The sequence below is a fragment of the Synechococcus sp. MU1648 genome, assembly GCF_023630615.1.
Classification (GTDB): Bacteria; Cyanobacteriota; Cyanobacteriia; order PCC-6307; family Cyanobiaceae; genus Parasynechococcus.
Window position 1 is genome coordinate 79,381 of record NZ_JAKUHI010000002.1, and the last position, 25,283, is coordinate 104,663.

Here is a 25,283-nt window from a genome sequence, read left to right on the forward strand (position 1 = left end):
CTCAGAGCAGCAACAGATTCAGGAACGTCACTGCATTCCAAAGGCCATGCATCAGCACTGACGGCCACAACCGTCCGCTGCGAAGCCGCACCAACCCCAGCCCAACCCCGAGCACGGTGAGGGGTGCCAGCTCTCCAACACTGATATGGGCCATGGCAAACAACAGGCCACTGAGCAAGACACCCGCTAGGGGACCAAACCGGACCGCCAGAACTGGCAGCAGGGCGCCGCGAAAAATCGTCTCTTCGAAGAGCGGAGCTAGCACAACCGCTGTCAGAGCGAGCAAGCCGAGAGCGATCGGATCATGGCTGCCCAGCACCAACTCCAGCAGCGGATTGCTCCCCCCTGGATCCCCCACCAAGCGCACGAGCAACCATCCCGTGAGCATCACCAGGGGGGTCACCATCAACCAACCCGCCACTGCATCCAGCAGAGCGGAGATCAAAGGCCGCAGCCGCCACTGCATCCAGCCCAATGGTGGCGCACTCTGCTTCGGCAGGGCCCGCAATTGCCGCCAGAGGATCAGCAGGCTTGGCAGGGCCATCACGCCGTAGTTGATCACCACGCCCACGGCTTCACGGCGGGGACTGGCAAGCCCAGCCGTGAGGGCACCGACCAAGGGGAACGCCACCAATGGGACGCCAACGGCACTGATGACGACGAAGCCACCGGCCACCAACAAGGCCATATCAATCAAGGTCAGGTCCGGACCCTGAACCACTGGCCAGGCCATCAGACGCCCCCGCACCAGCCGCCAGGCCTGACCGATCAGCAGCAGACCACCGAGCAGGGCGGTCACCAGGGGCAGCACCGTGCTGAACGCCAAACGCAACGCCGCTTGGCCCGCCGCTGCACCATCAATGCAGAGCCCCGGATCAGACGCGCTGACTTCGCACAGCAGCTGCTGGAGCAGGGGATCTTCGGGTTCGCGTTCACGGTCTGCAGAGGCAGGAGTCTGGCCCTGCAAGAGCAGGAGCATCCGTTGCTGCCGCTCACTGCGATCCTCGGATGAGATCCCCTCCAGGGCTTTGATCAGCGCATCCCGCGGCGACTCCCCCAGCAAGGCTTCTCTCAACGAGGACGGCACCGCTGGCTCCGCCAGGAGAGTCAGCTCCTGCTGCTGAAGGCTCAGGGCCGGAGCCACCGATGGTCTGGACAAACTGTCAACCAAGCCCGACAGCCAGATAAAACCGGCCAGGGCCAGGGATAGGGCCGCCAGAAGCCCCTTCCAGCGCGGGGAAACCGGTCGTGGGGAACTGGGCACCAGCTGGCGTCAACTCCCCACGATTGTCCCCCCGAAAGGCCGCTTCCATACGATGGCCGCGCCCTGACGCTGAGCTGAACCGTGCCCCTTCGTCTTCTTTTGGTCCGCCACGGTCTCAGCAGTTTCAACAAGGAGCGGCGGATCCAGGGTCGAGATGATCTTTCGAACCTCAGTGATGAGGGTCATGAACAGGCAAGGGCCCTGGGCCGCTCGCTGCAGGAGGTGAGCTTCCAGGCCATCTACAGCTCGCCGTTGCAACGGGCTGCCGCCACAACCGCAAGCCTGCTGGAGGCCCATGCCGGTCAGGCACCGGATGTTGTGCTCGATGACGGCCTGCTTGAAGTGGATCTGGAACCCTGGTCCGGTCAAACCATCGATGAGCTCATCGAAGGGTCACCAGAGGCTTACAGCATCTGGAAACAGCAACCGATGAGGTTGGAACTTCAACGTCGGGACGGTTCGTCTTACAAGCCCCTGGCGGAGCTGATGGGGCAGGCGCGTGGATTCATCACCAACCTGCTGCAGCGCCATCCCGTCGATGGCAATGACACGGTGCTGGTGGTGGCCCACAACGCCATCCTGCGCTGCCTGATGCTGGTGTTATTAGGTGAGCCCGACAACGGGTTCCGGCGGCTCCGCGTCGACAACACCTCCCTCTCGATCTTCAACCTCCATCCCGGCGTTGATCGCCCCCAGGTGCAGATCGAATGCCTGAACAGCACCACACACCTGCAACCTCTGCCTGAGAAAGGCAAGAACGCCAGGCTGATCCTGGTGCGGCACGGCGAGACCGACTGGAACAAGGCAGGCCGCTTCCAGGGACAAATCGATATTCCGCTTAACAGCAACGGTCGCCGTCAAGCCGCGGCCGCCCGCGATTTCCTCAAAGACATCCCCATCGATCGGGCCTGGAGCAGCACCCTGTCGCGGCCAACGGAAACGGCACAGATCATTCTCGAGGCGCATCCCGATGTGCCCCTGACCCAGATCAATGGACTGGTGGAGATCGGGCACGGACTGTGGGAAGGCAAGCTCGAATCTGAGATCAGAGACGGCTGGTCGGAGCTGCTGGACACCTGGAAGCGTGCTCCAGAAACCGTGCAGATGCCTGAAGGGGAGACCATCCAGGACGTGTGGGCCCGTTCCGTCCGGAGCTGGGGAGAGATCTCTGGTGAGCTGAAGCCTGAGGAAACGGTGCTGGTGGTGGCCCACGACGCCGTCAACAAGACGATTCTGTGCGACCTCCTTGGCCTAACTCCGGCCGACATCTGGGCCGTCAAACAGGGCAACGGTGGCGTCACGGTGGTCGACATTGCCGCCGATCCAGGCCAGCCTGCAGTGGTGACCTGTCTGAACCTCACCTCCCATTTCGGAAGCGTGATTGACCGAACGGCAGCAGGCGCTCTCTGACGTCATGAACGACACCTTGCTTCTGGATCCGGTGCGCGTCCTGCGTGGCCCCGGACAACCGGTGATGCTCGGTGCAGTCCTGATCGATCAGGGGGTGCTGGTCGGCTTTGACGACGAGGCCCGGCAGCAAGCCCTTGGCCGGGGCATCAAGGCCAGCCCAGCACCGGATCAACTGGTCGCCCCCTGCCTGGTTGATCCCCATTCCATCCTTGAGACCCCCTTCAGCGGGGATCAGGAAACAGCCGTGAGCCTGCGTCACTGCGCTGCAGCGGCGGGCTATGGCCAGATTGCCCTGCTCCCCCGCAGCAACACCTGGCGCGATCGTCCGGAACGGCTGCAGGGATTCAGCGTCGATCAAGATCAGACGGCAACGGTTCGCCTGCACCTTTGGGGAGGCTTCAGCCGCGGCGGCAAGGCGGATGAACTTGCCCCCCATGGCGATCTTCTCGAACACGGTGCCATCGGACTGGCGGATGATGACGCCATGGTTCCAACCCCGTTGCTGGAACGGGGACTGCTGCTCGGAGAGATGGGGGGATGCCCAGTGCTTGTGGCACCCCGCGATCCCGCTCTGCAGGGGGAGGGGCTGGTGCGGGAAGGAGTGGAGACGCTTCGGGCCGGGTGGCCAGAGGATCCGATCACCAGCGAGACCGTTCCGCTCAGCCAGTTGCTGCTGCTGCATCAACGCCATCCGGAACAACAGCTGCGGCTGATGAACCTCTCCACAGCAGCAGCGGTGCAGCAGCTTTCAGGCTGCGAGTTCCCTCCCCTGAGCAGCGTGAGCTGGTGGCATCTCCTGACCGACCGCAGCATGCTGGCCAGCAGCGATCCAGGCTGGCGCGTCTGCCCCTCCCTCGGGGGTCCGGAGGATCGTGACCAGTTGATCCAGGCCGTTCAACAGCGAATCATTACTGCCGTGGCTGTCCATGCTGTGCCTCTGGATGCCGAGGACATGCTGTTGCCGGGTGACCAGCGTCCGGCAGGCCTCAGCGGCCACCATCTGGTGCTGCCAGCGCTTTGGAATGCTCTGGTGCAATCGGGCCGCTGGACCGTTGAAGATCTTTGGCAAGCCCTCAGCTTTGGGCCGTCGGCCCTGATCGATCAGCCCCCTGAACAGCTTGAGCAGGGCAGCCGGCGCTGGCTGCTGTTCGATCCCGAGCAACGCTGGTCGGTCGAGAGAAGCACGCCTGGAGCTCCGCGCGCTGCCAACATTCCCTGGCTGGGACGTGAACTTCAGGGCAGTGTTGTGGCCTGCGGACTCAGTTGCTGAGCGGACCGATCCGCGCAGGCGGCCAGAAGCGGAAGACAGCACGCCCGATGATCTGATCGTCGGGCAGGAACGGCCCCCCGGGCCAACGACGTGCATCCTGGCTGTTGCGACGGTTGTCACCCAAAACGACAACGTTGCCTTCGGGGACGACGGCATACAGACCTTTGCAGCCGATCATTCCATCGCGATCCGAACAGAAGTTGGTGACGTAAGGCTCTTTGAAGGCTGTGCCGTTGATGCTCACAGCGCCGCGACTGTTGACCTCAACAACATCGCCAGGCACACCGACCACCCGTTTAATCCAGGCCTCACATTCGGGATAGCGCTGCACCAGAACCCGATCGACAACCCAACTGATGCCTGGGAAGGTGACGATGCCGCACTTCAGTGGATTCGGTTGCCCCGACTCCAATTTCCAGACGGGATCAAACGCACTTGGGGAATTGAACACGACGATCTCACCACGCTGGGGAGGGCGGGACCGATACGAAAGTTTCTCAACGATCAACTTGTCGCCAACCTGCAGGCCAGGAAGCATCGATCCCGATGGGATGTAACGCGCTTCAAAGGCGAATTGCCGAAGCAAGAGATACAGCGAGACCGTGAACAGAAACGGGGCCCAGAACTCCCAAATCGCGCTCACTCTGCCCTTCACATCAGAAGGCCCTTTCTCCGCGTTCAATGTGGGCAGGCTCAATCTTTCGAACCACGATAGGGGGAGCCTGCAGGCCCCATGATCCGTCCACGCTGGCAAGCACTTAAGCCCCATCGAGGCCTGCTCAGCTGGCGCCGCTGGGACCAGGCCATTGCCGTGATCGCCGCAATCAATCTCAGCTGGGTCGCTCTTGACCTCACCTACATCCCCCTGCGCACTTTCTGGCTTCAACGCAATCTTTATCCGGTTCCATCGCTGCCCCTGGTGGTCCCTCTGCCCTGGCTGCCGGACATCACCCCACTTCTGGACCCCTTAAAGGGCATCGAACCCCATCGCGACACAGAGGCTTATCTCAAGGCCTACAGCGCCCTGGATCAAGCACTCCTGAAAAGCGGTTTGCGTACACCTGAAAGCAGCGATCTGCTGAAGCAGCAGGCGGCTCTAACCACGGGGCTGATGGACAGCAACCCGTTCATCAGTTCAGGCAATGCCGGTGCGCTTGAGAAATTCAAGAACCGACTCCGAGCTCGTACCGGCCTGGAATCAGCTCGCGCATCGGCCAACCTTCTACTGAGCCCCGAGCATCTCGAGAAATCCCCCTGGAGCCAGGAGCGTCAGTTCTGGAGCCAGCAGATCGTGCCCCTGGTGGAAAGCAATTACTGGCGAAGCATCGACGAAAACGGACGCCCCAGCGATCTGAGCTGGCGCATCGACACTCCGTTTCAACTCCTGTTCCTGCTCGACATCCTTCTGCGGACCCTGCGCCTGAAACAGCGCTACCCCGCGATCCGCTGGCGCGACGCCCTGTTACGTCGCTGGATCGACCTGCCACTGCTGCTTCCATTTGCGCGCTGGCTCAGGGTGATCCCTGTCACAGAACGCCTTTGCGGAGCAGGGCTGCTGCAATTGGAACCTCTTCGTGCGGTCATCAGCCGCGGCGTGGTGGCCCTGTTGGCGGTGGAACTGTTTGAGGTCATCGCCATCCGACTCGTCGACACACTCCAGCAATTGATCCGATCTCCGCAATTGCCAGAGAGGGTGCGGGGACTGTGCAGTTACCAAAGCAGTGATCTAAATGATGAGCGGGAGGTGGTCGAGCTGCTGCGGCTATGGGTGCCACTGCTGCTGACCCGTGTTGGCCCAGCCATGCGCCCGCAACTGCAAGCCTTGATCAGCCATCTGGTGCAGCAGAGTTTGGACCGGAACGTGGTGCCTGACGCCTTACGGCGGCTCCCCGGACTGCAAAACGCCGAATCGGAATTCAGCCGCCAGATGGCGGAAAGCATGGTGACCTCCGTCCTCGACCTCTCGAAGGGAGCCGGCAACCGCATCGGTCAGCGCGACCCTGTCCTCGAATCCCTGGGATCAGAGGCCCTCGATCGACTGTGGGAGGAACTTGCACACATGCTGGAACAAGGCCCTGTATTGACTCGAAGTCAGGATTTGCTCGTGGCCCTGCTGGAAGACATCAAACGATCGAGCTTCCGCCAAATCCGTGACCAAGGAGATGTCGATGCTCTGATCAGCGAATTGGATGGATTGAATTTCAGCCCTGGAGCGTCGACTCCCAGAGATCAGGCTTAAAGCCGATCAGAAACGTGGAGGAATCCACCACCACAAAAGGGCGTTTGATCAGTTTTCCGTCGGCAGCCAGAGCATCAAGAGCCTCGTCATCGGTGAGGGCCTTCACCGATGCAGCTCCCATGGCTCGATAGCTCTGGCCACTGGTGTTGAACAACAGCTTCCGCTCACCAAAACATTGATAAGCCGCCGACAGCAGCTCCCTAGACGGTGGGTTCAGGGTGATGTCGTGGACGTCGTGGGCGATTCCTCGCTCAGACAGCCATGCCAACGCCTTCCGACAGGTGCTGCAGCGGTTGTAGCTGTAGACCTGGAGAATTCCCGCCAAGACTCAGCGGCCAAACAGGGATTTGATCGCACCAACCAGGCTGTTGGAGCCGCGGCCAACACCTTCGGCCGGACGGGTGCGAACCGTCACATCACCGTTCACAGTGGTGCGGCAGCTCAAGCGGAAATTCGCAGGCCGGTCAGCCAGGTACACCTCTTCGACGTCGCTGCGGGGTGAAAGGTTGCCCTGACCTTCAACCACCTCCATCACACAGGTGCCGCACTGACCAACGCCACTGCAGTTGTTGAGGTTGTTGAGGCTCTTGTAGGGGTTGATCCCTGCATCAAGTGCAGCTTTTCGCAGATTCGCGCCCTCGATGCAGCCAACCTGCTGGTCTTCCTGCTCGAATCGGATGGTGGGCACAGTTTCGGCGAATCTCAATGCGCACCAACCTACAAGCAACTGGCCGAATCAAGCGGACCTTTTCTGAGATCAGTTGGCCGCTTTGATACAGGAATCCAGTAATGGCTGGACCGCATCGATGTCGCGCCAACCATCAATCGACACAACTCCGCCTTGCAGCGTGCGGTATGTCCTGAAAAATTCAGCGACCTCCTCAAGCTGTGATGCCGCAATCTGGCGAATGCTACGGATCTCGTCTTGACGGGGATCCGCATCGGGAACACACAAGATCTTCCCGTCGTAGACATCCAGGTCATACAGATCCAAAACCCCGATAGGGCGGGCCTTGATCAGACAGCCAGCAAAAGTGGGCTCGGCCATGATGACCATGGCATCAAGGGGAGATCCATCGTCCGCCTGAGTGTTGGGAATGAAGCCGTAATCGAACGGGTAACGCACCGAGGAGTGCATCACCCTGTCCAGCACCATGACGCCAGCCTCAGCCAGATATTCGTATTTATTTCTGCTTCCTGCCGGAATCTCCACGATGAGATTCACCAATCCTTGCGAAGGAGACGGGGGGAGCTGATGGAGATCCATTCCGATGCGAGGCGGTTGGGATCAGTCGCGGAGAGGAGAAGGGTCGATCCGTGATCACAGCCACCAAAGGAGCACTGAAGCTGACAACAGCAATCAGCAGTCCAGTTAAGGCCGTCAAAGAGGCGCTACGACTAAACGGCTCATCCGTCTCAGACGACGCGATGGCGTCATCGCCAGACGGGAGGAAAGCATCTGAGGCCATAGAACGAGGAGTCACAAGGGCTCCCTCTTCTCATCACAACGTTGATCAATTCATTCTGTCACTGCCCAAAGACAGATGCATGGATCATTAAGCAGCTGGACGATCTTGCTGGTCGAGACGTGCACTTAGATCAGAAGGGGGCTGCACGCTGCCTTCGAGATGGGTGCGAATCAGACGGAGCTCTTCAAGGATTGATCCCAGAATCTGTTGCGTCGCCGTTGACGGAGAATTCAACACCTCAACAGTGACTTCCTTGATGCGCAGAACGTCCTTGGCGAAGCGTGCAACTTCGTTGGGATGGAACATCAGCGGATCTTTCTGATCGCTGCGGTATTCCGGATTCAGCTTGCGGGGATTGAAGGGAGGATTGAGGTTGCGAGGGTCTGTGTTGGTGTAGCGATAGACCGATGCGCGAGAACGATTGAGAGATTTCTGAACGTCGTCAATGCCCACCAAGGCCTCAGGTTGCGCGGAAGCTTGGGCTGAATCCATGGAAAGTTCTGCCTGTTGTTGAACGTGTGACGCCACAGATTCAACGGACCGAGGAAACATGAGACGGGCCTAGGACAGGCTGGAATGAGCTGGACGGTAGCAGCCGAGACTCAGGGCGCACAGTGGAATCCCAGCAAAACGGACACTTCTGCGATCGGCATGCTTCCGGAGCGGTGATAGCTTCCAAATCTCGTTTTCTTGCGATCGATGCGCGTCTCCCGCCTGCTGCTGGTGACGCTTCGGGATGTTCCCGCCGAAGCGGAGATCACCTCGCATCAGTTGCTTCTGCGTGCTGGGTACATCCGTCGCATTGGATCAGGGATTTACGCCTATCTACCTCTGATGTGGAGGGTGCTTCAAAAAATCACAGCCGTGGTGCGTGAGGAGATGAACCGCGCCGGCGCCCAGGAGACCCTGCTTCCACAGCTGCACCCTGCAGAGCTCTGGCAGAAAAGCGGTCGCTGGCAGGGCTACACAGCTGGCGAGGGAATCATGTTTCACCTCGAAGACCGGCAAGGCAGAGAGCTGGGGCTTGGACCAACCCACGAAGAAGTCATCACGAACCTGGCAGGTGAGCTGTTGAGGTCGTACCGGCAGCTTCCGGTGAACCTTTATCAAATCCAGACCAAATTCCGAGACGAGATCCGTCCTCGCTTCGGTCTGATGCGAGGTCGAGAATTCATCATGAAAGACGCCTACTCCTTTCATGCCAGCGAAGCGGACCTTCGCGAGACCTACGGGTTGATGGATCAGGCCTATCGCCGCATTTTTGAACGTTGCGGACTCGATGCCGTCCCTGTCGATGCCGACAGCGGAGCGATCGGAGGTGCTGCCTCCCAGGAGTTCATGGTGACGGCGGATGCCGGGGAAGACCTGATCCTGATCAGCGATGACGGGCAATACGCGGCCAATCAGGAGAAGGCTGTTTCGATTGCCCCAGCGGCATCGCCCCTACCCGAAGGCCCTGAGGAGTGCATCCCGACCCCTGGCTTGGGGAGCATCGAGAGCCTCTGCGACGCCAAAGGCTGGGATCCAAGCCAAGTGGTGAAGGTGCTGCTTTGTGTGGCGGCCTTGGACGACGACACGCTCCAACCCCTGCTGATCAGCCTTCGTGGTGACCAGGACCTGAACCCCACCAAAGTCGTCAACGCCGTCAGCGGCATCCTGGGCAAGGGCGTCCTCGATTGCCGTTCGATCACGCCAGACGACCAAAACCGCCAACAAATCGATCCAATCCCCTTCGGATCCATCGGGCCTGACTTGTCCGATGACGTCCTGCAGGGAGCGAAGACCTGGGAGCCAACCTTCCTGCGTCTGGCAGACGAAACAGCCCTTGAGTTGGGCCATTTTGTCTGTGGTGCCAATACGCCTGATCAGCACCGTTTCAACACCAGCTGGGCCGCCCTCAAGCAACAGCCAACAAGGTTGGATCTGCGCAATGCAAGGGCGGGCGACGCCTGTCGACACAACGCGGAATCACGGCTGACTGAAAAACGTGGCATCGAAGTCGGCCACATTTTTCAGTTGGGCCGGAAATATTCCGAAGCCATGGATAGTCGCTTCACCAACGAGAACGGCAAGACCGAACCGTTCTGGATGGGTTGCTATGGGATCGGCGTTTCCAGGCTGGCGCAGGCTGCCGTCGAACAGCATCACGATGACGGTGGCATCTGCTGGCCACCCACAATCGCCCCATTCGAAGCGATTGTGGTCGTCGCCAACATCCAGGACGAGACCCAGGCCCAGCTGGGGGAAACGCTCTATGAGCAACTTCAGAAGGCAGGGGTCGACGTGCTCATCGACGACCGAAAGGAACGAGCGGGCGTCAAATTCAAAGACGCGGATTTGATCGGTATTCCCTGGCGGATCGTGGTGGGACGGGACGCAACCGATGGCGTCGTTGAGCTTGTTCAGCGCAGCAACCGAGAGGTACAGAAGCTTCACCACGCAGAGGCCTTGTCTTGCCTGATCAAGGCACTCCACCCCTAAAGTCAGCAGATTCTCAAGGGTTTCATGCTCTCCGCACTGACACGCCTGCTTCGCCCCTTGAGCCGGGCTGCTGTAGCCCTCGGCCTGGGCTTATGCCTTTTTCTAACCGCCTGCAGTGGTGATGCTGAAGCCCGTTTGAGCGGCAATTACGTGGAAGACACCGTGGCGGTCTCCCGCACGTTGCGAACGGTGATCGACCTGCCCCAGGACGATCCAACCCACGCCGAAGCCGAAGCGGACGCTCGGTCACTGATCAACGACTACATGTCCCGCTACCGGCCTCAGCCGCGCGTGAACGGACTCAGCTCCTTCACAACAATGCAGACCGCACTGAACTCTCTGGCGGGTCACTACACCTCCTATGCCAACCGTCCCCTTCCTGAGGCACTCCATGACCGGATCGCCAAGGAATTAAGCAAAGCCGAGAAGTCTGTGGTCCGGGGCAGCTGAGCCCCTGGACACACGCTTTGACGAGGCCACCCGAGATCTGAGATACTCGCGGATTGTGCAGATCTGCGGCTTCGGGCCGCCGTGTTCTTGGCCAACGTTGTCGTCATCGGAGCGCAGTGGGGTGACGAGGGAAAAGGAAAGATCACCGATCTCCTCAGCCGCTCGGCCGATGTGGTGGTGCGCTATCAGGGTGGTGTGAATGCAGGCCACACGATCGTCGTTGACGAACGTGTCCTGAAATTGCACCTCATTCCCTCTGGAATCCTCTATCCCGACACGATCTGCCTGATTGGGTCAGGAACGGTCGTGGATCCCAAGGTGATGCTTGGTGAGCTCGACATGCTCATCGCCAATGACATCGATATTTCGGGCCTGCGCTTGGCATCCACGGCTCACGTGACGATGCCGTACCACCGCCTGCTCGATCAGGCCATGGAGAAGCAACGCGGAGCGCGTCGGATCGGAACAACTGGCCGCGGAATCGGCCCCACCTATGCGGACAAGTCGCAACGCAGCGGCATCCGCGTGATCGACCTGCTGGACGAACAACGGCTGAGGGAACGCCTTGAGGGGCCTCTGCAGGAAAAGAACGAACTTCTTGAAACCATCTACGGCGTTGCTCCTCTGAACGCCGAGGATGTCATCAAGGAATATCTGGAATACGGGAAGCGCCTCGCACCCCACGTTGTGGAGTGCACCCAGGCCATTCACCAGGCTGCCAGGGATCGCAAAAACATCCTGTTCGAAGGAGCCCAGGGCACGCTGTTGGACCTGGACCATGGCACCTACCCCTACGTCACCTCGTCCAATCCCGTCTCCGGAGGGGCCTGCATCGGTGCGGGCGTCGGTCCGACTCTGATTGACCGTGTTATCGGCGTCGCCAAGGCCTACACCACCCGTGTGGGTGAGGGCCCCTTCCCAACGGAACTGAGCGGGAGCCTGAATGATCAGCTCACCGAACGCGGTGGGGAATTCGGAACCACCACTGGCCGGCGGCGGCGCTGCGGTTGGTTTGACGGTGTGATCGGTCGCTATGCCGTGCAGGTGAACGGCTTGGACTGTCTGGCCGTGACCAAGCTGGATGTTCTGGATGAACTCGACGAGATCCAGGTTTGCGTGGCCTATGAGCTCAACGGCGAGCGGATCGAGCACTTCCCTAGCAGTGCCGAGGACTTCGCCCAGTGCAAGCCCATCTTCAAAACACTGCCTGGCTGGCAATGCTCAACCGAGGAATGCCGCAGTCTTGAGGATCTCCCCAAACCGGCCATGGATTACCTGCGCTTCCTCGCGGATTTGATGGAAGTGCCGATCGCCATCGTCTCGCTTGGTGCCAGCCGTGATCAGACCATCGTTGTGGAAGATCCGATCCATGGCCCGAAACGCGCGTTGTTGAGCGCCTGAGCCTCTGAGGTTCATACTTCGGGGCTGTCTTCACAGCACCGATGTCGCCTGAGACCCGTTTCCCCAGCACCTGCAATCTCGATGTCGTTGGCATCGGCAACGCGATCGTGGACGTTCTGGTTCAGACGGACGACAGCTTCATCTCTGACAACGGCCTCCAGAAAGGAGGCATGGCGTTAATCGATGAACAACAGGCCGAGACCCTCTACAAGGCGAGCGGTCCTGGCCTTGAGACCTCCGGCGGATCTGTCGCCAACACCATGGTCGGGATCGCCCAGCTCGGCGGTCGCGCTGGTTTCATCGGTCGTGTCCGTGACGACCAGCTCGGCACCATCTTCAGCCACGACATCCGAGCCGTTGGTGCACGCTTTGAAACCCCAGCCGCCACCAGCGGAGCCACAACAGCGCGCTGCCTGATTTACGTCACGCCCGACGCGGAGCGGACCATGTGCACCTTCCTGGGAGCCTCCACCCAGCTGGAGCCGGAGGATCTCGATCTGTCGATGGTCAAGCAGGCCAAGGTGCTCTATCTGGAGGGGTACCTCTGGGACAGCCCAGCCGCCAAGCGAGCCTTCATCGCCGCCGCAGAAGCCTGCCGAGAATCAGGAGGACAAGTGGCCCTCTCCCTATCGGATGGCTTCTGCGTGGATCGGCATAGGGAGAGTTTCCTCGAGCTGGTCAATGGCCATGTGGATGTGCTGTTCGCCAATGATGTCGAGATTCAGTCGCTCTACGAAACCGAGGATTTCGATCAGGCCCTCGACCGGGTCCGCGGCTGCTGCTCGGTGATCGCGATCACCCGTGGAGCCCAGGGATCCGTCGTGCTGAGTGGAGACGAACGCTGGGATATCGGCATCTTCGGCCTGGGCGACCTGGTGGACACCACAGGAGCAGGCGACCTCTATGCCGGGGGATTCCTGCATGCCTTCACCCAGGGCGAGTCCCTCGAACGCTGTGGTCAGCTCGGTGCTCTCTGCGCTGGTCAAATCGTGACGCAACTGGGGGCACGCTCCCAGGTCTCCCTCAAGCAGCTGGCGGCGACGCATCTGAACTGAGCTCAGCCAGGGCCCAAGCCCCATAGGCCGGTGAAGCCGTCACCGGCCAGCTCAACCACTCGGGTGTGTCATAGCTGTGCAGTTCTGACACAGCCAAGCGAACCGCCTCCAGATGCTGGGCGGAGGTCTTCATCAGCAGTTGGACCTCATCGGAATGCTCCAGCGCGCCCTCCCAGCGGTAGAAAGACTGAACGGGGTGAATGGAGACACACGCCACAAGATGGCGCTCCAGCAAGACCTCAGCCAGCTGTTGGGCGCGCTCGGCGTCCGCTTCCGTGGTGAGGGCAAGCACCATCCCACTCGCTTCAATCTCGCTCAAGCCGATCCAAAAGGCTGCTTACATCCTCGACACAAGCCATGCCATCGGGGGGGGATGGACGGCGCAACAGCACCAAGTTCAGCCCCAGCTCTGTTGTGAGTTGATGCCAGAGCTGTTCCGTCACACCACCAGACTGGCGGCACAACACCACGCTGATGCCCCAGCGTTGGCAGAGGGCTCGCTCGATCGCCCCCGGCACCTCCCCCTGCAGGGGACGCACCACGGCGAGGTGATCCGGATCCAAACCCGCCCGCAGGGCTGCGCGCAATCCATCAGGGGACGGAAGTGCACGGCCATAGGGGATGGCCCCAGCGCGGCGTACAGCAGCAGCCATCGCCGGAAGATGGCGACCCCCAATAGCCAGCAGCAGGTGCTGGCCCTGGAACGGCTGCACTGCCAATGCCTTGGCATCAGCCACCAGGGAGGCAGCTCCAAGCGGTTCGCGGCGACGCTCATAACGCAGCAGCGGTTGGTCCACCGAAGCACAGGCGGTGACCAGGGAATGGCTGATCTGAGCTGCAAAGGGATGCGTGGCATCCACCACCCAACGAAAAGGCCCGGCCTGGTGCAGAGCGGCAATGATTCCGCCAACACCTTGCAGGGCACCGATCGAGATCCGCTCCAGCGGCAGTCCCGCGTAAGCCTTCGCCGCACTTGAGGTCACCACGCTCACGCTCACACGCCAATTGCAGCGAGAGAGCTCCTGCACCAAGCGCGGCCCCTCACCGGTTCCAGCCAGCAACAGGACACGACGCTGGTCATTCGCGGGCCCTTGCATCAGGATGTGCGCCGACACCAGCTCAAGCCATGAACCATTGCGTGCTCGAAGTGGAGGTGATCGACGCACCGACGGTTCGATACACCCAAGACAACCAGACTCCCATTGCGGAGATGGCCGTGCGCTTTGACCCCCTGCGGGAGGGTGATCCGCCAGGCGAATTGAAGGTGGTTGGCTGGGGCAACCTGGCCCAGGAGCTACAGAACCGTGTGCAGACAGGGCAGCGGCTGCTGATTGAAGGCCGGCTGCGGATGAACACCATGCCCCGAGGCGATGGCATGAAGGAGAAACGGGCTGAATTCACCCTGGCTCGGCTCCATCCGATCGGCGCTTCAGCCACGGGTGCTCCCCCCGCCGGCAACCCCTCAGCCCCGGCCCCAGTCCGACAGGCCCCCGCAGCTGCGGCGACGAAAGTGGCGAAAGAGCCAGAACCAGCCAGCTGGAATGCTGCGCCCCTGGTTCCCGACACCGACGACATTCCGTTCTGAATCAGAGGATGTTCTCGGTTCGGAGCGGTTCAACGATCGGCTTCGTCCTGCAGCTCTGAAGCTCGGGTGATCAGTTGCCCGAGCTCTCGCTCGAGGGCCGCCAGGTCAAGCCGGAGCTCGGGCCAACGACCGCCATCAATCTGCTGCAACAACCAGCTGCGATCGCGATCGAGCTGCTGGAGCAGATCATCCATGCCGGTCGACGATGGATCAGGCATCTAGCTCGAGGCAGTGGATCTCCATCCTGATGGCCTAGAGGTCAAAATGACGATCAAGCCAAGGCCTTCATGAAGGATTTCTTCTCCCCCGGCAGCCTCGTCACCATCGCCGGAGGCGTGCTGACAGTGATCGGTGCCACCGCTTACGCGACGGGAAGCGCCAACCTCAGCCTGCCCACAATTTTCTATGGAATTCCCATCTTGTTGGGGGGACTGGCCCTGAAATCCTCGGAGCTGCCACCCGCTATCCGGGTGACACCCATCAAGACCTTTCAAAAAGAACGGGAAGCGGCAGCCCCTGAACTGGGCAAGCTTCTCGGGGATGTGACGCGCTGGCGCTACGGCCAGAAGGCCCATCTGGAGTCGTCACTCGAAGCGCTCAAGCTCTGGGATGAGGACACCCCGCCGCAGTTGGAGGAGATCGAAGAGCTGCATTCCGACGCTGGCTATGGCCTTCGGCTGCGTTTTCTGCTTGGAGCCGTTCCCCTCGAACGCTGGCAAGAGCGGCAGGAGCGTCTCGGGCGTTTCTTCGCCAAGGGAATGCGAGCGGAACTCAAGGAACTGGATGAGCAGCGGTTGGATGTTGTTCTGCTTCCCGCGGGTGAGGCATAAGCCATGGCCCAGTCAACCCAGAACAACGATGACGCCCTCAGGGTGTCGGTGCTCAGCGAAGCCCTTCCTTATATCCAGCGTTTCGCCGGACGGCGCATCGTGATCAAGTACGGCGGAGCGGCCATGGCCCATTCCGAACTGCGTGCTGCCGTCTTTCGCGATCTGGCTCTGCTTGCCTGTGTTGGGGTCCAACCCGTCGTGGTTCATGGCGGCGGGCCGGAAATCAACCAGTGGCTGCAGCGTCTGGAAATTCCAGCCGAATTCCGCGACGGATTGCGCGTCACTGACGCCGACACCATGGATGTGGTGGAGATGGTGCTGGTGGGTCGCGTCAACAAACAGATCGTGAATGGGCTCAATCAGCTCGGCACCCGTGCCGTTGGCTTGAGCGGAAGTGACGGAAGCCTGGTCGAGGCTCGCCCCTGGGGGGATGGCAGCCATGGGCTGGTGGGAGACGTTGCCCGCGTCAATCCCGATGTGCTGGAACCGCTGCTGGAGAAGGGCTACGTGCCCGTCATTTCCAGCGTTGCCGCAACCCCCGATGACGGGCGCGCCCACAACATCAATGCCGACACAGTGGCGGGAGAACTGGCGGCGGCCCTGGAGGCCGAAAAACTGATCCTGCTGACCGACACCCCCGGCATCCTCAAGGACCGAAACGATGCTGACTCCTTGATCCGCAAACTGCGCCTCTCAGAGGCGAGACAATTGATCGAAGACGGCGTCGTCGCAGGAGGCATGACCCCAAAAACGGAATGCTGCATCCGCGCCTTGGCGCAAGGCGTCGCAGCCGCCCACATCATTGACGGCAGGGTTCCCCACGCCCTGTTGCTCGAAGTCTTTACGGACGCTGGCATCGGCACCATGGTTGTGGGACGCGGCTGAAGGGTGAGCGAAAAAGACTCAGGACTGGACCTTTCCGAAGCGGAAGCAGCCCTCGAGCGCGGGGACTATGGACAGTGCCTGGATCTGCTCCTCCCCCTAGCGGAAACCCACCCGCCCAACAGTCCCGAGGGGCCCCGGCTGCGTTACTTGATGATCACCGCCTGGATGGGGCAGGGGCAGGACGACAAGGCCATCGCCACCTGTCGTCTGCTCAGTCGCTGCCGAGATCCCAAGTTGCGCCAGCAAGCGCAACAACTACTCGAGATTCTCGAGGCCCCCAGCCTGGATCGTCCGGAACGCTGGTCGATGACGATGCCGCAACTGGAGATGAATGCCTCCGGCAGCGGGCAGCCGAGCACCATGCGACGGCGGCGCTCCCGGCGCCCCGAACCACCGCCTCCGCCACCGACGGGGCCGACGCGACCACCGGCGGCCGGATTCGCCGTGCTGGTCCTGGCAGTTCTGCTGGGGATCACTCTGCTGTTGAGTGGCTGCGTAAGGATCCAGGCCGATCTCGAGCTTCGCGGTCCGGATCGACTGGCCCTCACCTGGGACGTGCAGAGCACCCAGGAACGCTCCCTGCCCTGGCAAGACCAGTTTGAACGCGATTTGGAACGGGAGGTGTCCGGGCTGAAGATCAAGCAGTCGGGGCCTGGACAACAGCACATCAGTAGCGGCGTTGCGTCATCGCATGATCTGGCGCAACAGATGGCCGCTGTGGTTGAGGTAGCTGGCCGCGCGGCAGGACTCTCTCTCCCTGCACCGGTGCTCAAGCTCGAGGAACGCAACTGGCTGCTGGGGGTGCAGCAGCACTTGCAACTGATCGTCGACCTCAGCGATTTGCCCGAGATTCCTGGGCTGGACCTGCATCTAAGCCTCAACCATGGGCGGATTCAAAGCACAGCGCATTCCGGAACAACCACCGAGATCAACTGGCGGGGCTGGCGCTGGAATCCTCTCGGCCTTGGTGGGCTGGTGATTCTGATGCTGCTGACGTGCAGCATGCTCCTGCAGGTCGTGCGGCGGAAGTTGGGCTTTGGCTTCCCGGAACTGCCCTCTTGATCAAAGCTGCTGCGGATCAGGATCCACGGTGAGCGCCACACCCCTGGGCAAGCCCTCCCAAAGGTCCTGCCCAGGAGGCAACGGAAGAGAGGAGCCCGACGGTCCATGCAAGAGCAGCTGCCATCGGCTCCGTCCTGCCACGCGGGCCACCGGAGCAGGGGCAGGCCCCAGCAGCCACCAACTCTGGCTCTGACACATCGGCCGGATCCGCTCAGCAAGAACCGCTGCCGCCGTTGCTGTTTTGCTGGGGGAATCTCCAGACAGACGCAACAGACAAGCGCGACTGAAGGGCACCAAGCCGGCCTCCTTCCGAAGAGCCACTTCCTGAGCAAGGAACGCCTCATAACGACCATCCACCAGGTGTTGAATCACCGGATGCTCCGGGGTGTACGTCTGGACAAGCACCTGTCCCGGTCGCTCGCCCCGGCCAGCTCGGCCCGCCAACTGCAACAACAACTGCAGTGCCTGCTCACCTGCGCGGAGGTCGGGGCGATGCAGAAGCCCATCCGCTGCGAGCACCGCCGCCAGGGTGACCCGCGGCAGATCCATACCCTTGGCCAGCATCTGCGTTCCGATCAAGACATCCGCCTCCCCGGCGGCAAAGCGGTCCAGCAGGCGTCGATGACCATCACGCCCCCCGGTGGAGTCCCGATCGAAACGGAGCAAGCGAAGGCCTTCAAGTTCCTGGGAAAGGAGTTCCAAGACCTTCTGCGTCCCCGCTCCAAAGGGCTTGAATGCCGTGGAACCACAGTGACTGCAGCGGCTCTCCAGCTCCTCACGATGGTCACACCAATGGCATCGCAGCCACTGGCGTCCACCTTGTCCACGGTGGACGGTGAGAGCCACATCGCAATGGGGGCACATCACCACCTCGCCGCAACTGCGGCAGCTCAAAAAAGGGCTGTATCCCCGACGTGGCACCAAAACCACCGCCTGTTCGCCCTGCTCCGGCAGCGCCGCAAGACGGTCCATCAAGGCACGACTCACCAGACGTTTGTGCCCTTCAGCCAGCTCATGGCGCATGTCAATCACATGCACGGGAGGTAGGGCCTGCCGCGAAATGCGCTGGGTCAAACGCACCAAGGTCAAGGCACCATCGGAGCCAGATTGAACCCAACTCTCAAGCGACGGTGTGGCACTGCCCAGCACAAGCCGTGCTTTTTGCATCACAACCCGATCCAAGGCCAAGTCGCGGGCGTGATAGCAGGGCATCGGAGCGTCTTGCTTGTAGGAGCTGTCGTGCTCCTCATCAAGAACGATCAATCCAAGCGGCTTCAGAGGAACAAACACGGCGGAGCGAGTTCCAACAACCACCAATGGCTGTTCCGCGGAAAGACAGCGGCGCCAGGTCCGGACCCGCTCAGCGTCACCACAACCGCTGTGGTATTCAACGACGCGCGAGCCGAAGCGTTTACGGCAGCGATCGACGAGTTGGGGAATCAAACCGATCTCGGGGGTCAGCAACAAGACATGGCGGCCCCGCTCCAGCTCTTGGGCAGCGAGTTGGAGGTACACCTCAGTCTTGCCGGAACCCGTAATTCCCCACAGCAACAGCCCACGCCCGGGAGAAAGCTGTTGGTAGGCATCGACCACGGCATGCTGCTCAGCGGTCAAGGCCTGGGGATGCTCCCGGAGATCAGCACCCCCAGCGACCTTGTCCTCCGCCAGCCGACGCTCACGCACCAGGTAACCCTGTTGAACCAGGGGGGGCAGCAAATGAGCACCAAATCCACTAGCCACAAGATCCCGTTGCCAGACGCCACCGCCTTGGGCCTTCAACCAAGCCAGAAGTTCCCGCTGGCGGGGGCTGGGTTGATCCGCGTCATCGAAGGGATCACAGCCCTGCACCCACCACATCTGACGTCCTCCCGCCAGCGAGCGCTGACCGGCCTGACCAATCCATCCCGCCGGCAGAGCCGCCTTCAACGTGCGAAAGGCGCTCAGGTGGCAGCGGTCCGCCACCCCCTCCAACCAGCCGTACCAATCAGGGTCAACAGCAGCCCGCTGTAGGAGTGCTTCCACCGGCTGCAGTTCTGGGGGTTCATCCGCTCCCCACTCCCGCTGCGCGACCACCAACCCATGCATGGCACGACCTCTCAGGCGCACCCGCACCAGGTCTCCTGGCATCAATCCCATGGACGGATCAGCGGAGTAGGTGAAGGACCGCCCCTCCCGCCCGGCCTCAAGCCAGACATCAACGCAGCGCCTTGGATGCGACAGGACCTTGCAAACTTCGGAAGACTTCATTAACGTGAAGAGGTTGGTCGTTTTCTGCCAACCCTGCGCTCGATCCAGAGGGAAGACACAGAGTCTGAAGTCAAGGTCTTGTCCTTGCCACTTTGACCGGTCTGAGACCACCCCGGGCAGCACAGACAATTAGTCCAAGCGTTTCGTCGACTCGCGGACACCACCATCAGCCCATGATCTCCGTCTCAGCGTCAGCTGCGTCGTTCTCTTCCGTTGTGACAGAAGATCAGGCTTTTTGGGCCTGAGCCCTTGGTGTGCTGTTGCCGCTTTTGCGTCCCCCCTTCATCCGACTTCGACTTTCACCATGACCCCAGCTGCCACCAAAGCTGCCAAGCCGGACATCGTTCTTCTGGCCAATGCTGACGGCACAGTGAAGGAAGTCTCGAGCAAAGAATCCAAAAAAGCCCCCGCGCGCCGCCGAGCCAGCAAGTCAAGCGCGAATGACCTGAGCGCCGCGGCAGATGAACTGCTCGCAGCAGCGGATCAGGCCAAGTCTTCCGGAACAACGAAGAAAGCAGCAGCCAAAACCGCCAAGGCAAAAACCACCACAAAGACCACAAAGAAAGCAGCAACCGCCAAGAAGACCACCACCAAGGCATCAACAGCTAAAAAATCGACCGCCAAGGCAGCTACAGCTCAACCAACAGCTGAAGAGAAGGCCAAAACAGCCGCTGCCGAGAAGGAAGCCAAGGCCAAAGCCCTGGCGAGCATCAAAATCGGCCCCAAAGGCGTTTACACCGAAGACTCCATTCGGGTCTATCTGCAGGAAATCGGACGGATCCGCCTTCTGCGTCCCGACGAAGAGATCGAACTCGCTCGCAAAATCGCGGATCTCCTCTACCTCGAAGAGCTGGCGTCTCAATTTGAAAGCGACAACGGCCGGGAACCCGACAAAAAAGAGTGGGCCGCGTTGGTTGAGATGCCGCTCATCCGCTTCCGCCGTCGCTTAATGCTGGGCCGACGAGCCAAGGAAAAAATGGTGCAATCCAACTTGCGCCTCGTTGTCTCGATTGCCAAGAAGTACATGAATCGGGGCCTGAGTTTTCAGGATCTGATTCAGGAGGGCAGCCTTGGCCTGATTCGAGCAGCTGAAAAGTTCGACCACGAAAAGGGCTACAAGTTCTCCACCTACGCCACCTGGTGGATTCGTCAGGCAATCACGCGAGCGATCGCGGACCAGAGCCGGACCATTCGCCTACCGGTTCACCTCTACGAAACGATCTCCAGGATCAAGAAAACCACCAAGGTTCTCTCCCAGGAATTCGGTCGTAAGCCAACGGAAGAGGAAATCGCTGAATCGATGGAAATGACCATCGAGAAACTGCGGTTCATCGCCAAGAGTGCCCAGCTGCCGATCTCGCTCGAGACCCCCATCGGCAAAGAAGAGGATTCCCGTCTGGGCGATTTCATCGAAGCAGACATCGAGAACCCCGAACAAGACGTCGCCAAGAACCTGCTACGTGAAGACCTCGAGGGAGTTTTGGCAACCCTCAGCCCCCGCGAGCGCGATGTGCTTCGACTCCGCTACGGATTGGACGACGGACGCATGAAAACCCTTGAGGAAATCGGCCAGATTTTCGACGTGACCCGCGAAAGGATCCGTCAGATCGAAGCCAAGGCCCTGCGCAAGCTGCGCCATCCCAACCGCAATGGGGTGCTCAAGGAATACATCAAGTAGGTCACGAACCCGAGGCTGTCATCGAACAGTCTTGGGAGTAATACATAAGTACATAACCCCTAGCTCAAAGCCCCAATGGGCTCCTATAACGATCTTGAGGGAATTGAGACGCCCTCCTCACACGGAAGAGATCAAACCTCAGTCTGAGACTGGGGTTTTCCTTTGGGAGAAAATAAAAATTCGGTGCATCAGTGTGGATTACGAAGGGCTTTCGAAGGTCTCCGTAAATTCCTGAAAGGCACGCTTCAAGCGCTCCACCGGTGTCTCCTCAAGAGGACATTCCTGACGCGTCTCCAAGGCATAGGCCTGAAGCAGACGTGGATCGGGCTCAAGCACAGAGGCGACTGCCGCCTTGAACAGCACAAGGTTGTGCTGGGACGTAAGCCCCGCCAGATAAGGCTGAAGCACCCAGCTCAGCTGACCATCCTCCGGGGGTTTTACAGCCGAGCGAACCAGACGCGGCCGGAGCAACTGATAGGCGTGATCACCATCACGATCGGTGGTGTGCCGAAGCCGCGCCATCAAGACGTCACCACTGCACAACAGGATCAAACGAATGCATCCCTCGGCCACCAAGGGGAGCATGGTCTCCTGCTCCTGGGGTTCAGGGGCAACCGAGCCGATCGCTCCCACCTGACGAACGCCATTCACAACGGGGCCTGGCATGAGGGTCCTACGCGGCACACGAATGTTACGTGTTCTTCACATAGGCGGCCTTCTCTTTCGAAGCTTCACAACCTCAAGGCTGCCAATCAATGGAGACCTGCCCAAAAGCGTAGGCTGGGCGGCTGATTCGCCTTGTACATGGCCCTCACCGAACTGCGCATCGCCTCACGACGCAGCCAGCTGGCCATGGTGCAGACCAATTGGGTCAAAGCGGAACTGGAAAAAGCGCATCCAGGCTTAAAAATCACCGTAGAAGCCATGGCGACCCAGGGCGACAAAATCCTGGACGTTGCCCTGGCCAAGATCGGCGACAAAGGCCTGTTCACGAAAGAACTGGAAGCCCAGATGTTGGTGGATCGTGCGGACATCGCCGTCCACTCCCTGAAAGACCTTCCCACCAACCTTCCTGAGGGGCTGATGCTCGGCATCATCACCGAGCGGGAAGACCCGGCTGACGCACTTGTCGTGAATGCCAAAAACCAGGCCTACAAGCTCGACACGCTTCCTGAAGGATCTGTGGTGGGAACCAGCTCCCTGCGGCGCCTGGCCCAGCTGCGTCACCACTACCCCCACCTGATCTTCAAGGACGTGCGGGGGAACGTGATCACCCGGCTGGAGAAGCTGGACAGCGGCGATTACGACTGCCTAATCCTCGCTGCAGCAGGTCTTGGCCGCCTGGGCTTTGCCGATCGGATCCACCAACTGATCCCCGGCGACATCTCCCTGCACGCCGTTGGCCAGGGAGCACTGGGCATTGAATGCGTGGAGGGCAAGCCTGAAGTTATGGAGGCAATCAAGGTGCTGGAGCACATGCCCACCTCCCAGCGCTGCCTGGCCGAACGCGCTTTTCTGCGGGAACTGGAGGGCGGCTGTCAGGTTCCCATCGGCGTGAACACCCGCTTCGAAGGCGATCAACTGATCCTCATCGGCATGGTGGCCAGCCTCGACGGCAAACGCTTGATCCGCGACCAAGCCAGCGGCCCCGCCAGCGACCCCGAGGCCATCGGCCTCTCCCTCGCCCACACCCTCAAAGATCAGGGCGCAGGAGAGATCCTTAAAGAGATCTTCGACACCGTTCGCCCCGAAGCCTGATCAACTGCGAATCTCAAGGCGTGTTCCCACATCCACGGCTTCAAACAGCTGCCGGATGTGGCTGTTGAGCATGCGCACGCAGCCAAGGCTCACGGCAGCACGGATCTGAACCCAATGCGGCCACGCCGTTCCATGGATTCCAAATTCGCCGCGCCCATTGCGGTGAAAAGCCATGTAGCGATCGCCGATGGGGCTGCTGGGTCCGCGTAACTCGCGCCGCTGGCCCGACTTGTTCGTCACATAGATGGGATCAACTTTCTTGGTGAGAATGGCGAACTCCCCCTTGGGGGTGGGCGTCTTGGTATCTCCGATCGCTACCGGCCACGATCCAAGCCGCTGGCCACCCCGGACAAGAGAGATCTGTCGCTTGCTGAGGTCGAGAACGATGCGCGACTCCCGCGGAACACGCTGCAACGCCACTTCAGCGGCGTCAGCGGAAAGCGACGGCAGCAGGGATCCAGCCAACACACCGCCCAAGAGCACTGGAAACAACGACCACTTCATGAGACGCACAAGACCCATTGGTCTCAACGTATTCATCGCTGCGCGAAAAAACCGCAGTGCCCAGTGACCAAGCCAATCTCTTCAGATTCTTTTCGGTCTCAAGCGTGAGACCTGCGATCCAGCGGTACTCTTCTCCAACCCTCTTTCCTGCGTGTTGACCTCCACGGCGATCGCACCGGCACGGCCAACCCTTCTCGAAGGCAATGCCCTCAGCCAGGAGGTCCAGTCGATCAGTTTTCGCTTCTCCGACCTCCTCAGCAACCGCAGAACCTTCCTTGCCGCTGCCTGGACGCTGCGTCGACGGGGGATCATTTGCCTACGGGAAGCCGCAACTCCTGAACTGATCGCATCGATCAACAGGGATGTTGGCGAGCTGCTCGAAGAAATCGAATCAGGAAATCACGGTCGCCTCGCCTCCCTGGCCCATCTCAATCTTCCCGATCACCGTGTGCTGAAGGGCTACAACCAGTTCCGCGATGCGGATCGGGCCGTCATCAACTACCGGGTCAAACGCCCCGATGGCCGCAGCGGCAGCGATGCGGGAATGATCGACATCTTTCATCCCGAGCGCCTCTCAGAGAGCCTGAACTCCAGCATCCGAGAGTGTCTTCAGGAATCCATGATTCAGAGGTTGCTTCTGGCAAGCAGCTTCAATCGTCTGCGGGTGAAGTGCCGCAATCTCTACATCAACAGGGGTGTTCAGGACACGCGCAGCTACCACTGCGATGGACGCTCCCTGAAGTTCAAATCCTTCGTTTACCTCAGTGATGTGCAATCGCTGGCCGATGGGCCCTATTGCTTTGTGCCCAAGTCCCAACGCCGACGACGGCTCTGGTGGCGCAATGCCAGCTACAACAAACGCCACGGTCTGGGACCATTTGAATTCAGTCAGCTCCAAGGGACTGAAGCCATCGCCTTGTATGCCAAGGCGGGAGACATGGTGCTCTCATCGCAGCGCGGCGCCCACTGCGGTCACCCGCAACACCCCCAGGCACGCCGTGCCGTCCTGGTGAACATGTTCCAGCGCTGAGACATGAAAAAAGGCGGGGAAATCCCCCGCCCGATCACCAGCCGAAAACTGGCTTGTTCAGTCCACCAGCTTGGGATCGATCTCAGCCATGTAACGGGCCTCACAGCTCTTGATGATCTCAATGGCTTTTTCGGTTCCAAAGAAACCGTTCACAGTGCAGGTGCCAGGCTTCTTCAGATCCTTGTAGTGCTCCCAGTAATAGGTGGTCTCTTTCTTCCAGTGATCACCGAGATCTTCCCAGCTCTTGATGTGATCCATGCGCTTGTCATCAGCAAGAACAGCGATCACCTTGTCGTCAACTTCGCCACCGTCGTCGAAAGTCATGATCCCGATGATGCGGGCTTCCACAATCGAACCAGGAATCAAGGGCTCAGTGACACCAACAATCTCGATGTCGAGAGGATCACCGTCTTCATCCCAGGTGCGGGGAATGCATCCGTAGGCGAAGGGGTAAGACAGAGAGGAGTAACCGACGCGGTCAAGCTTGAGATGGCCTGTTTCAGTGATCAGCTCGTACTTGTTGATCGTGTTGGAGTTGAGCTCCACGATCGTGTTGAGACGAAGTTCGGCTTCATCAGCGAAGGCCGGCAGCACGTGCAGCAGGTTGGGCATGCTGCGGCTGGGTGCCTGATCGAGGTTGGCCATAAACGGCGATGGACAGCGCG

Annotated in this window: 27 protein-coding genes; 14 read left to right on the forward strand and 13 right to left on the reverse strand. The window is 60.4% G+C overall.

Annotation, left to right across the window (positions count from 1 at the left end; genetic code table 11):
• Nucleotide 1: 1 nt before the first annotated feature.
• Nucleotides 2-1,264: a CPBP family intramembrane glutamic endopeptidase gene (locus tag NCN06_RS03915; protein WP_226398792.1), complete on the reverse strand. Its 1,263-nt coding sequence runs from the start codon at nucleotides 1,262-1,264 to the stop codon at nucleotides 2-4.
• Nucleotides 1,265-1,345: 81 nt separating this feature from the next.
• Here NCN06_RS03915 and NCN06_RS03920 point away from each other — a divergent pair, with 81 nt between their 5' ends.
• Together NCN06_RS03920 and NCN06_RS03925 are read left to right on the forward strand one after the other, a co-directional pair.
• On the forward strand, nucleotides 1,346-2,674 hold the full coding sequence (locus NCN06_RS03920; protein WP_226398791.1) for a histidine phosphatase family protein: 1,329 nt from the start codon (nucleotides 1,346-1,348) through the stop codon (nucleotides 2,672-2,674).
• Between the two features lie 4 nt (nucleotides 2,675-2,678).
• A complete protein-coding gene (locus NCN06_RS03925) occupies nucleotides 2,679-3,944 on the forward strand; it encodes an amidohydrolase family protein (RefSeq protein WP_250398694.1) in 1,266 nt (421 codons plus the stop codon).
• Here NCN06_RS03925 and lepB read toward each other — a convergent pair.
• On the reverse strand, nucleotides 3,934-4,599 hold the full coding sequence (gene lepB / locus NCN06_RS03930; RefSeq protein ID WP_115024334.1) for a signal peptidase I: 666 nt from the start codon (nucleotides 4,597-4,599) through the stop codon (nucleotides 3,934-3,936). The two genes, NCN06_RS03925 and lepB, sit on opposite strands and share 11 nt — an antisense overlap.
• Nucleotides 4,600-4,677: 78 nt before the next feature.
• Between lepB and NCN06_RS03935 the strand changes: the two genes are divergently transcribed.
• On the forward strand, nucleotides 4,678-6,183 hold the full coding sequence (locus NCN06_RS03935; RefSeq protein WP_226398789.1) for a hypothetical protein: 1,506 nt from the start codon (nucleotides 4,678-4,680) through the stop codon (nucleotides 6,181-6,183).
• Here the strand turns inward: NCN06_RS03935 and NCN06_RS03940 are convergent.
• From NCN06_RS03940 to NCN06_RS03955, 4 genes are all read right to left on the reverse strand, one after another.
• Entirely contained in the window at nucleotides 6,146-6,508 is a 363-nt protein-coding gene (locus NCN06_RS03940; protein ID WP_115023960.1) for an arsenate reductase family protein, read from the reverse strand. The two genes, NCN06_RS03935 and NCN06_RS03940, sit on opposite strands and share 38 nt — an antisense overlap.
• A gap of 3 nt (nucleotides 6,509-6,511) precedes the next feature.
• Nucleotides 6,512-6,871: a 2Fe-2S iron-sulfur cluster-binding protein gene (locus NCN06_RS03945; protein ID WP_115023962.1), complete on the reverse strand. Its 360-nt coding sequence runs from the start codon at nucleotides 6,869-6,871 to the stop codon at nucleotides 6,512-6,514.
• A 69-nt stretch (nucleotides 6,872-6,940) separates the two neighbouring features.
• A complete protein-coding gene (locus tag NCN06_RS03950) occupies nucleotides 6,941-7,450 on the reverse strand; it encodes an inorganic diphosphatase (RefSeq protein ID WP_250398695.1) in 510 nt (169 codons plus the stop codon).
• Nucleotides 7,451-7,739: 289 nt separating this feature from the next.
• On the reverse strand, nucleotides 7,740-8,144 hold the full coding sequence (locus NCN06_RS03955; RefSeq protein WP_226398787.1) for a DUF8631 domain-containing protein: 405 nt from the start codon (nucleotides 8,142-8,144) through the stop codon (nucleotides 7,740-7,742).
• Nucleotides 8,145-8,351: 207 nt separating this feature from the next.
• Here NCN06_RS03955 and NCN06_RS03960 point away from each other — a divergent pair, with 207 nt between their 5' ends.
• From NCN06_RS03960 to NCN06_RS03975, 4 genes are all read left to right on the forward strand, one after another.
• A complete protein-coding gene (locus NCN06_RS03960) occupies nucleotides 8,352-10,133 on the forward strand; it encodes a proline--tRNA ligase (protein WP_226398786.1) in 1,782 nt (593 codons plus the stop codon).
• A 24-nt stretch (nucleotides 10,134-10,157) separates the two neighbouring features.
• Nucleotides 10,158-10,583, forward strand: coding sequence for a photosystem II protein Psb27 (gene psb27, locus NCN06_RS03965; RefSeq protein ID WP_115023968.1), 426 nt, complete (start codon nucleotides 10,158-10,160; stop codon nucleotides 10,581-10,583).
• A gap of 81 nt (nucleotides 10,584-10,664) precedes the next feature.
• Nucleotides 10,665-11,984 (forward strand): adenylosuccinate synthase, encoded by a 1,320-nt coding sequence (locus NCN06_RS03970; RefSeq protein ID WP_170952146.1) that lies wholly within the window; start codon nucleotides 10,665-10,667, stop codon nucleotides 11,982-11,984.
• 41 nt (nucleotides 11,985-12,025) lie between these two features.
• Nucleotides 12,026-13,039 carry an adenosine kinase gene (locus NCN06_RS03975; protein ID WP_115023969.1) on the forward strand — a complete coding sequence of 338 codons (1,014 nt, stop codon included), beginning with the start codon at nucleotides 12,026-12,028 and terminating at the stop codon, nucleotides 13,037-13,039.
• On the opposite strand, the gene cutA is transcribed toward NCN06_RS03975, so the two are convergent.
• Both cutA and NCN06_RS03985 read right to left on the reverse strand, forming a co-directional pair.
• Nucleotides 13,008-13,334 carry a divalent-cation tolerance protein CutA gene (gene cutA, locus NCN06_RS03980; protein ID WP_115023971.1) on the reverse strand — a complete coding sequence of 109 codons (327 nt, stop codon included), beginning with the start codon at nucleotides 13,332-13,334 and terminating at the stop codon, nucleotides 13,008-13,010. The genes NCN06_RS03975 and cutA overlap by 32 nt on opposite strands.
• 10 nt (nucleotides 13,335-13,344) lie before the next feature.
• Nucleotides 13,345-14,136: a precorrin-6A/cobalt-precorrin-6A reductase gene (locus NCN06_RS03985; protein ID WP_226398829.1), complete on the reverse strand. Its 792-nt coding sequence runs from the start codon at nucleotides 14,134-14,136 to the stop codon at nucleotides 13,345-13,347.
• Between the two features lie 29 nt (nucleotides 14,137-14,165).
• Here NCN06_RS03985 and NCN06_RS03990 point away from each other — a divergent pair, with 29 nt between their 5' ends.
• Complete coding sequence (locus NCN06_RS03990) at nucleotides 14,166-14,624, forward strand: single-stranded DNA-binding protein (protein ID WP_115023974.1); 459 nt, start codon at nucleotides 14,166-14,168, stop codon at nucleotides 14,622-14,624.
• Between the two features lie 29 nt (nucleotides 14,625-14,653).
• On the opposite strand, the gene NCN06_RS03995 is transcribed toward NCN06_RS03990, so the two are convergent.
• The gene (locus NCN06_RS03995) at nucleotides 14,654-14,842 is read right to left on the reverse strand and encodes a DUF8666 family protein (RefSeq protein ID WP_115023976.1); all 189 of its coding nucleotides are present in this window, start codon (nucleotides 14,840-14,842) and stop codon (nucleotides 14,654-14,656) included.
• Nucleotides 14,843-14,911: 69 nt separating this feature from the next.
• On the opposite strand from NCN06_RS03995, the gene NCN06_RS04000 reads away from it, so the two are divergent.
• Genes NCN06_RS04000 through NCN06_RS04010 form a run of 3 tightly spaced genes read left to right on the forward strand, consistent with a single transcriptional unit; the run spans nucleotide 14,912 to nucleotide 17,401 of the window.
• The gene (locus NCN06_RS04000) at nucleotides 14,912-15,454 is read left to right on the forward strand and encodes a DUF2854 domain-containing protein (protein ID WP_115023977.1); all 543 of its coding nucleotides are present in this window, start codon (nucleotides 14,912-14,914) and stop codon (nucleotides 15,452-15,454) included.
• Between the two features lie 3 nt (nucleotides 15,455-15,457).
• Nucleotides 15,458-16,339: an acetylglutamate kinase gene (gene argB, locus NCN06_RS04005; protein WP_115023979.1), complete on the forward strand. Its 882-nt coding sequence runs from the start codon at nucleotides 15,458-15,460 to the stop codon at nucleotides 16,337-16,339.
• Between the two features lie 3 nt (nucleotides 16,340-16,342).
• Nucleotides 16,343-17,401: a DUF3153 domain-containing protein gene (locus NCN06_RS04010; RefSeq protein ID WP_226398258.1), complete on the forward strand. Its 1,059-nt coding sequence runs from the start codon at nucleotides 16,343-16,345 to the stop codon at nucleotides 17,399-17,401.
• Here NCN06_RS04010 and priA read toward each other — a convergent pair whose 3' ends face one another.
• Nucleotides 17,402-19,648 (reverse strand): replication restart helicase PriA, encoded by a 2,247-nt coding sequence (gene priA / locus NCN06_RS04015; protein WP_226398259.1) that lies wholly within the window; start codon nucleotides 19,646-19,648, stop codon nucleotides 17,402-17,404.
• A gap of 304 nt (nucleotides 19,649-19,952) precedes the next feature.
• Between priA and rpoD the strand changes: the two genes are divergently transcribed.
• Complete coding sequence (gene rpoD / locus NCN06_RS04020) at nucleotides 19,953-21,326, forward strand: RNA polymerase sigma factor RpoD (RefSeq protein WP_226398260.1); 1,374 nt, start codon at nucleotides 19,953-19,955, stop codon at nucleotides 21,324-21,326.
• A gap of 198 nt (nucleotides 21,327-21,524) precedes the next feature.
• Here the strand turns inward: rpoD and NCN06_RS04025 are convergent, their stop codons facing one another.
• A complete protein-coding gene (locus NCN06_RS04025) occupies nucleotides 21,525-21,992 on the reverse strand; it encodes a hypothetical protein (RefSeq protein ID WP_115023986.1) in 468 nt (155 codons plus the stop codon).
• 138 nt (nucleotides 21,993-22,130) lie between these two features.
• On the opposite strand from NCN06_RS04025, the gene hemC reads away from it, so the two are divergent.
• The gene (gene hemC, locus NCN06_RS04030; protein ID WP_115023987.1) at nucleotides 22,131-23,084 is read left to right on the forward strand and encodes a hydroxymethylbilane synthase; all 954 of its coding nucleotides are present in this window, start codon (nucleotides 22,131-22,133) and stop codon (nucleotides 23,082-23,084) included.
• Here hemC and NCN06_RS04035 read toward each other — a convergent pair whose 3' ends face one another.
• Nucleotides 23,085-23,606, reverse strand: coding sequence for a L,D-transpeptidase (locus tag NCN06_RS04035; RefSeq protein ID WP_250398696.1), 522 nt, complete (start codon nucleotides 23,604-23,606; stop codon nucleotides 23,085-23,087).
• Nucleotides 23,607-23,739: 133 nt separating this feature from the next.
• Here NCN06_RS04035 and NCN06_RS04040 point away from each other — a divergent pair, with 133 nt between their 5' ends.
• Nucleotides 23,740-24,618, forward strand: a complete 879-nt coding sequence (locus tag NCN06_RS04040) for a phytanoyl-CoA dioxygenase family protein (RefSeq protein ID WP_226398262.1) — start codon at nucleotides 23,740-23,742, stop codon at nucleotides 24,616-24,618.
• A 57-nt stretch (nucleotides 24,619-24,675) separates the two neighbouring features.
• Here the strand turns inward: NCN06_RS04040 and NCN06_RS04045 are convergent, their stop codons facing one another.
• On the reverse strand, nucleotides 24,676-25,263 hold the full coding sequence (locus NCN06_RS04045) for an inorganic diphosphatase (RefSeq protein ID WP_226398263.1): 588 nt from the start codon (nucleotides 25,261-25,263) through the stop codon (nucleotides 24,676-24,678).
• Between the last annotated feature and the right edge of the window lie 20 nt (nucleotides 25,264-25,283).

What these genes read in the sequence shown, in the direction of transcription:
- NCN06_RS03925 (WP_250398694.1), top strand. Translation starts at nt 2,679, where the DNA reads ATGAACGACACCTTGCTTCTGGATCCGGTGCGCGTCCTGCGTGGCCCC.
- NCN06_RS03935 (WP_226398789.1), top strand. Translation starts at nt 4,678, where the DNA reads ATGATCCGTCCACGCTGGCAAGCACTTAAGCCCCATCGAGGCCTGCTC.
- NCN06_RS03950 (WP_250398695.1), bottom strand. Translation starts at nt 7,450, where the DNA reads ATGGATCTCCATCAGCTCCCCCCGTCTCCTTCGCAAGGATTGGTGAAT.
- NCN06_RS03955 (WP_226398787.1), bottom strand. Translation starts at nt 8,144, where the DNA reads ATGGATTCAGCCCAAGCTTCCGCGCAACCTGAGGCCTTGGTGGGCATT.
- NCN06_RS03960 (WP_226398786.1), top strand. Translation starts at nt 8,352, where the DNA reads ATGCGCGTCTCCCGCCTGCTGCTGGTGACGCTTCGGGATGTTCCCGCC.
- psb27 (WP_115023968.1), top strand. Translation starts at nt 10,158, where the DNA reads ATGCTCTCCGCACTGACACGCCTGCTTCGCCCCTTGAGCCGGGCTGCT.
- NCN06_RS03975 (WP_115023969.1), top strand. Translation starts at nt 12,026, where the DNA reads ATGTCGCCTGAGACCCGTTTCCCCAGCACCTGCAATCTCGATGTCGTT.
- cutA (WP_115023971.1), bottom strand. Translation starts at nt 13,334, where the DNA reads ATGGTGCTTGCCCTCACCACGGAAGCGGACGCCGAGCGCGCCCAACAG.
- NCN06_RS03985 (WP_226398829.1), bottom strand. Translation starts at nt 14,136, where the DNA reads ATGCAAGGGCCCGCGAATGACCAGCGTCGTGTCCTGTTGCTGGCTGGA.
- NCN06_RS03990 (WP_115023974.1), top strand. Translation starts at nt 14,166, where the DNA reads ATGAACCATTGCGTGCTCGAAGTGGAGGTGATCGACGCACCGACGGTT.
- NCN06_RS03995 (WP_115023976.1), bottom strand. Translation starts at nt 14,842, where the DNA reads ATGCCTGATCCATCGTCGACCGGCATGGATGATCTGCTCCAGCAGCTC.
- NCN06_RS04000 (WP_115023977.1), top strand. Translation starts at nt 14,912, where the DNA reads ATGAAGGATTTCTTCTCCCCCGGCAGCCTCGTCACCATCGCCGGAGGC.
- argB (WP_115023979.1), top strand. Translation starts at nt 15,458, where the DNA reads ATGGCCCAGTCAACCCAGAACAACGATGACGCCCTCAGGGTGTCGGTG.
- priA (WP_226398259.1), bottom strand. Translation starts at nt 19,648, where the DNA reads ATGAAGTCTTCCGAAGTTTGCAAGGTCCTGTCGCATCCAAGGCGCTGC.
- rpoD (WP_226398260.1), top strand. Translation starts at nt 19,953, where the DNA reads ATGACCCCAGCTGCCACCAAAGCTGCCAAGCCGGACATCGTTCTTCTG.
- NCN06_RS04025 (WP_115023986.1), bottom strand. Translation starts at nt 21,992, where the DNA reads ATGCCAGGCCCCGTTGTGAATGGCGTTCGTCAGGTGGGAGCGATCGGC.
- hemC (WP_115023987.1), top strand. Translation starts at nt 22,131, where the DNA reads ATGGCCCTCACCGAACTGCGCATCGCCTCACGACGCAGCCAGCTGGCC.
- NCN06_RS04035 (WP_250398696.1), bottom strand. Translation starts at nt 23,606, where the DNA reads ATGGGTCTTGTGCGTCTCATGAAGTGGTCGTTGTTTCCAGTGCTCTTG.
- NCN06_RS04045 (WP_226398263.1), bottom strand. Translation starts at nt 25,263, where the DNA reads ATGGCCAACCTCGATCAGGCACCCAGCCGCAGCATGCCCAACCTGCTG.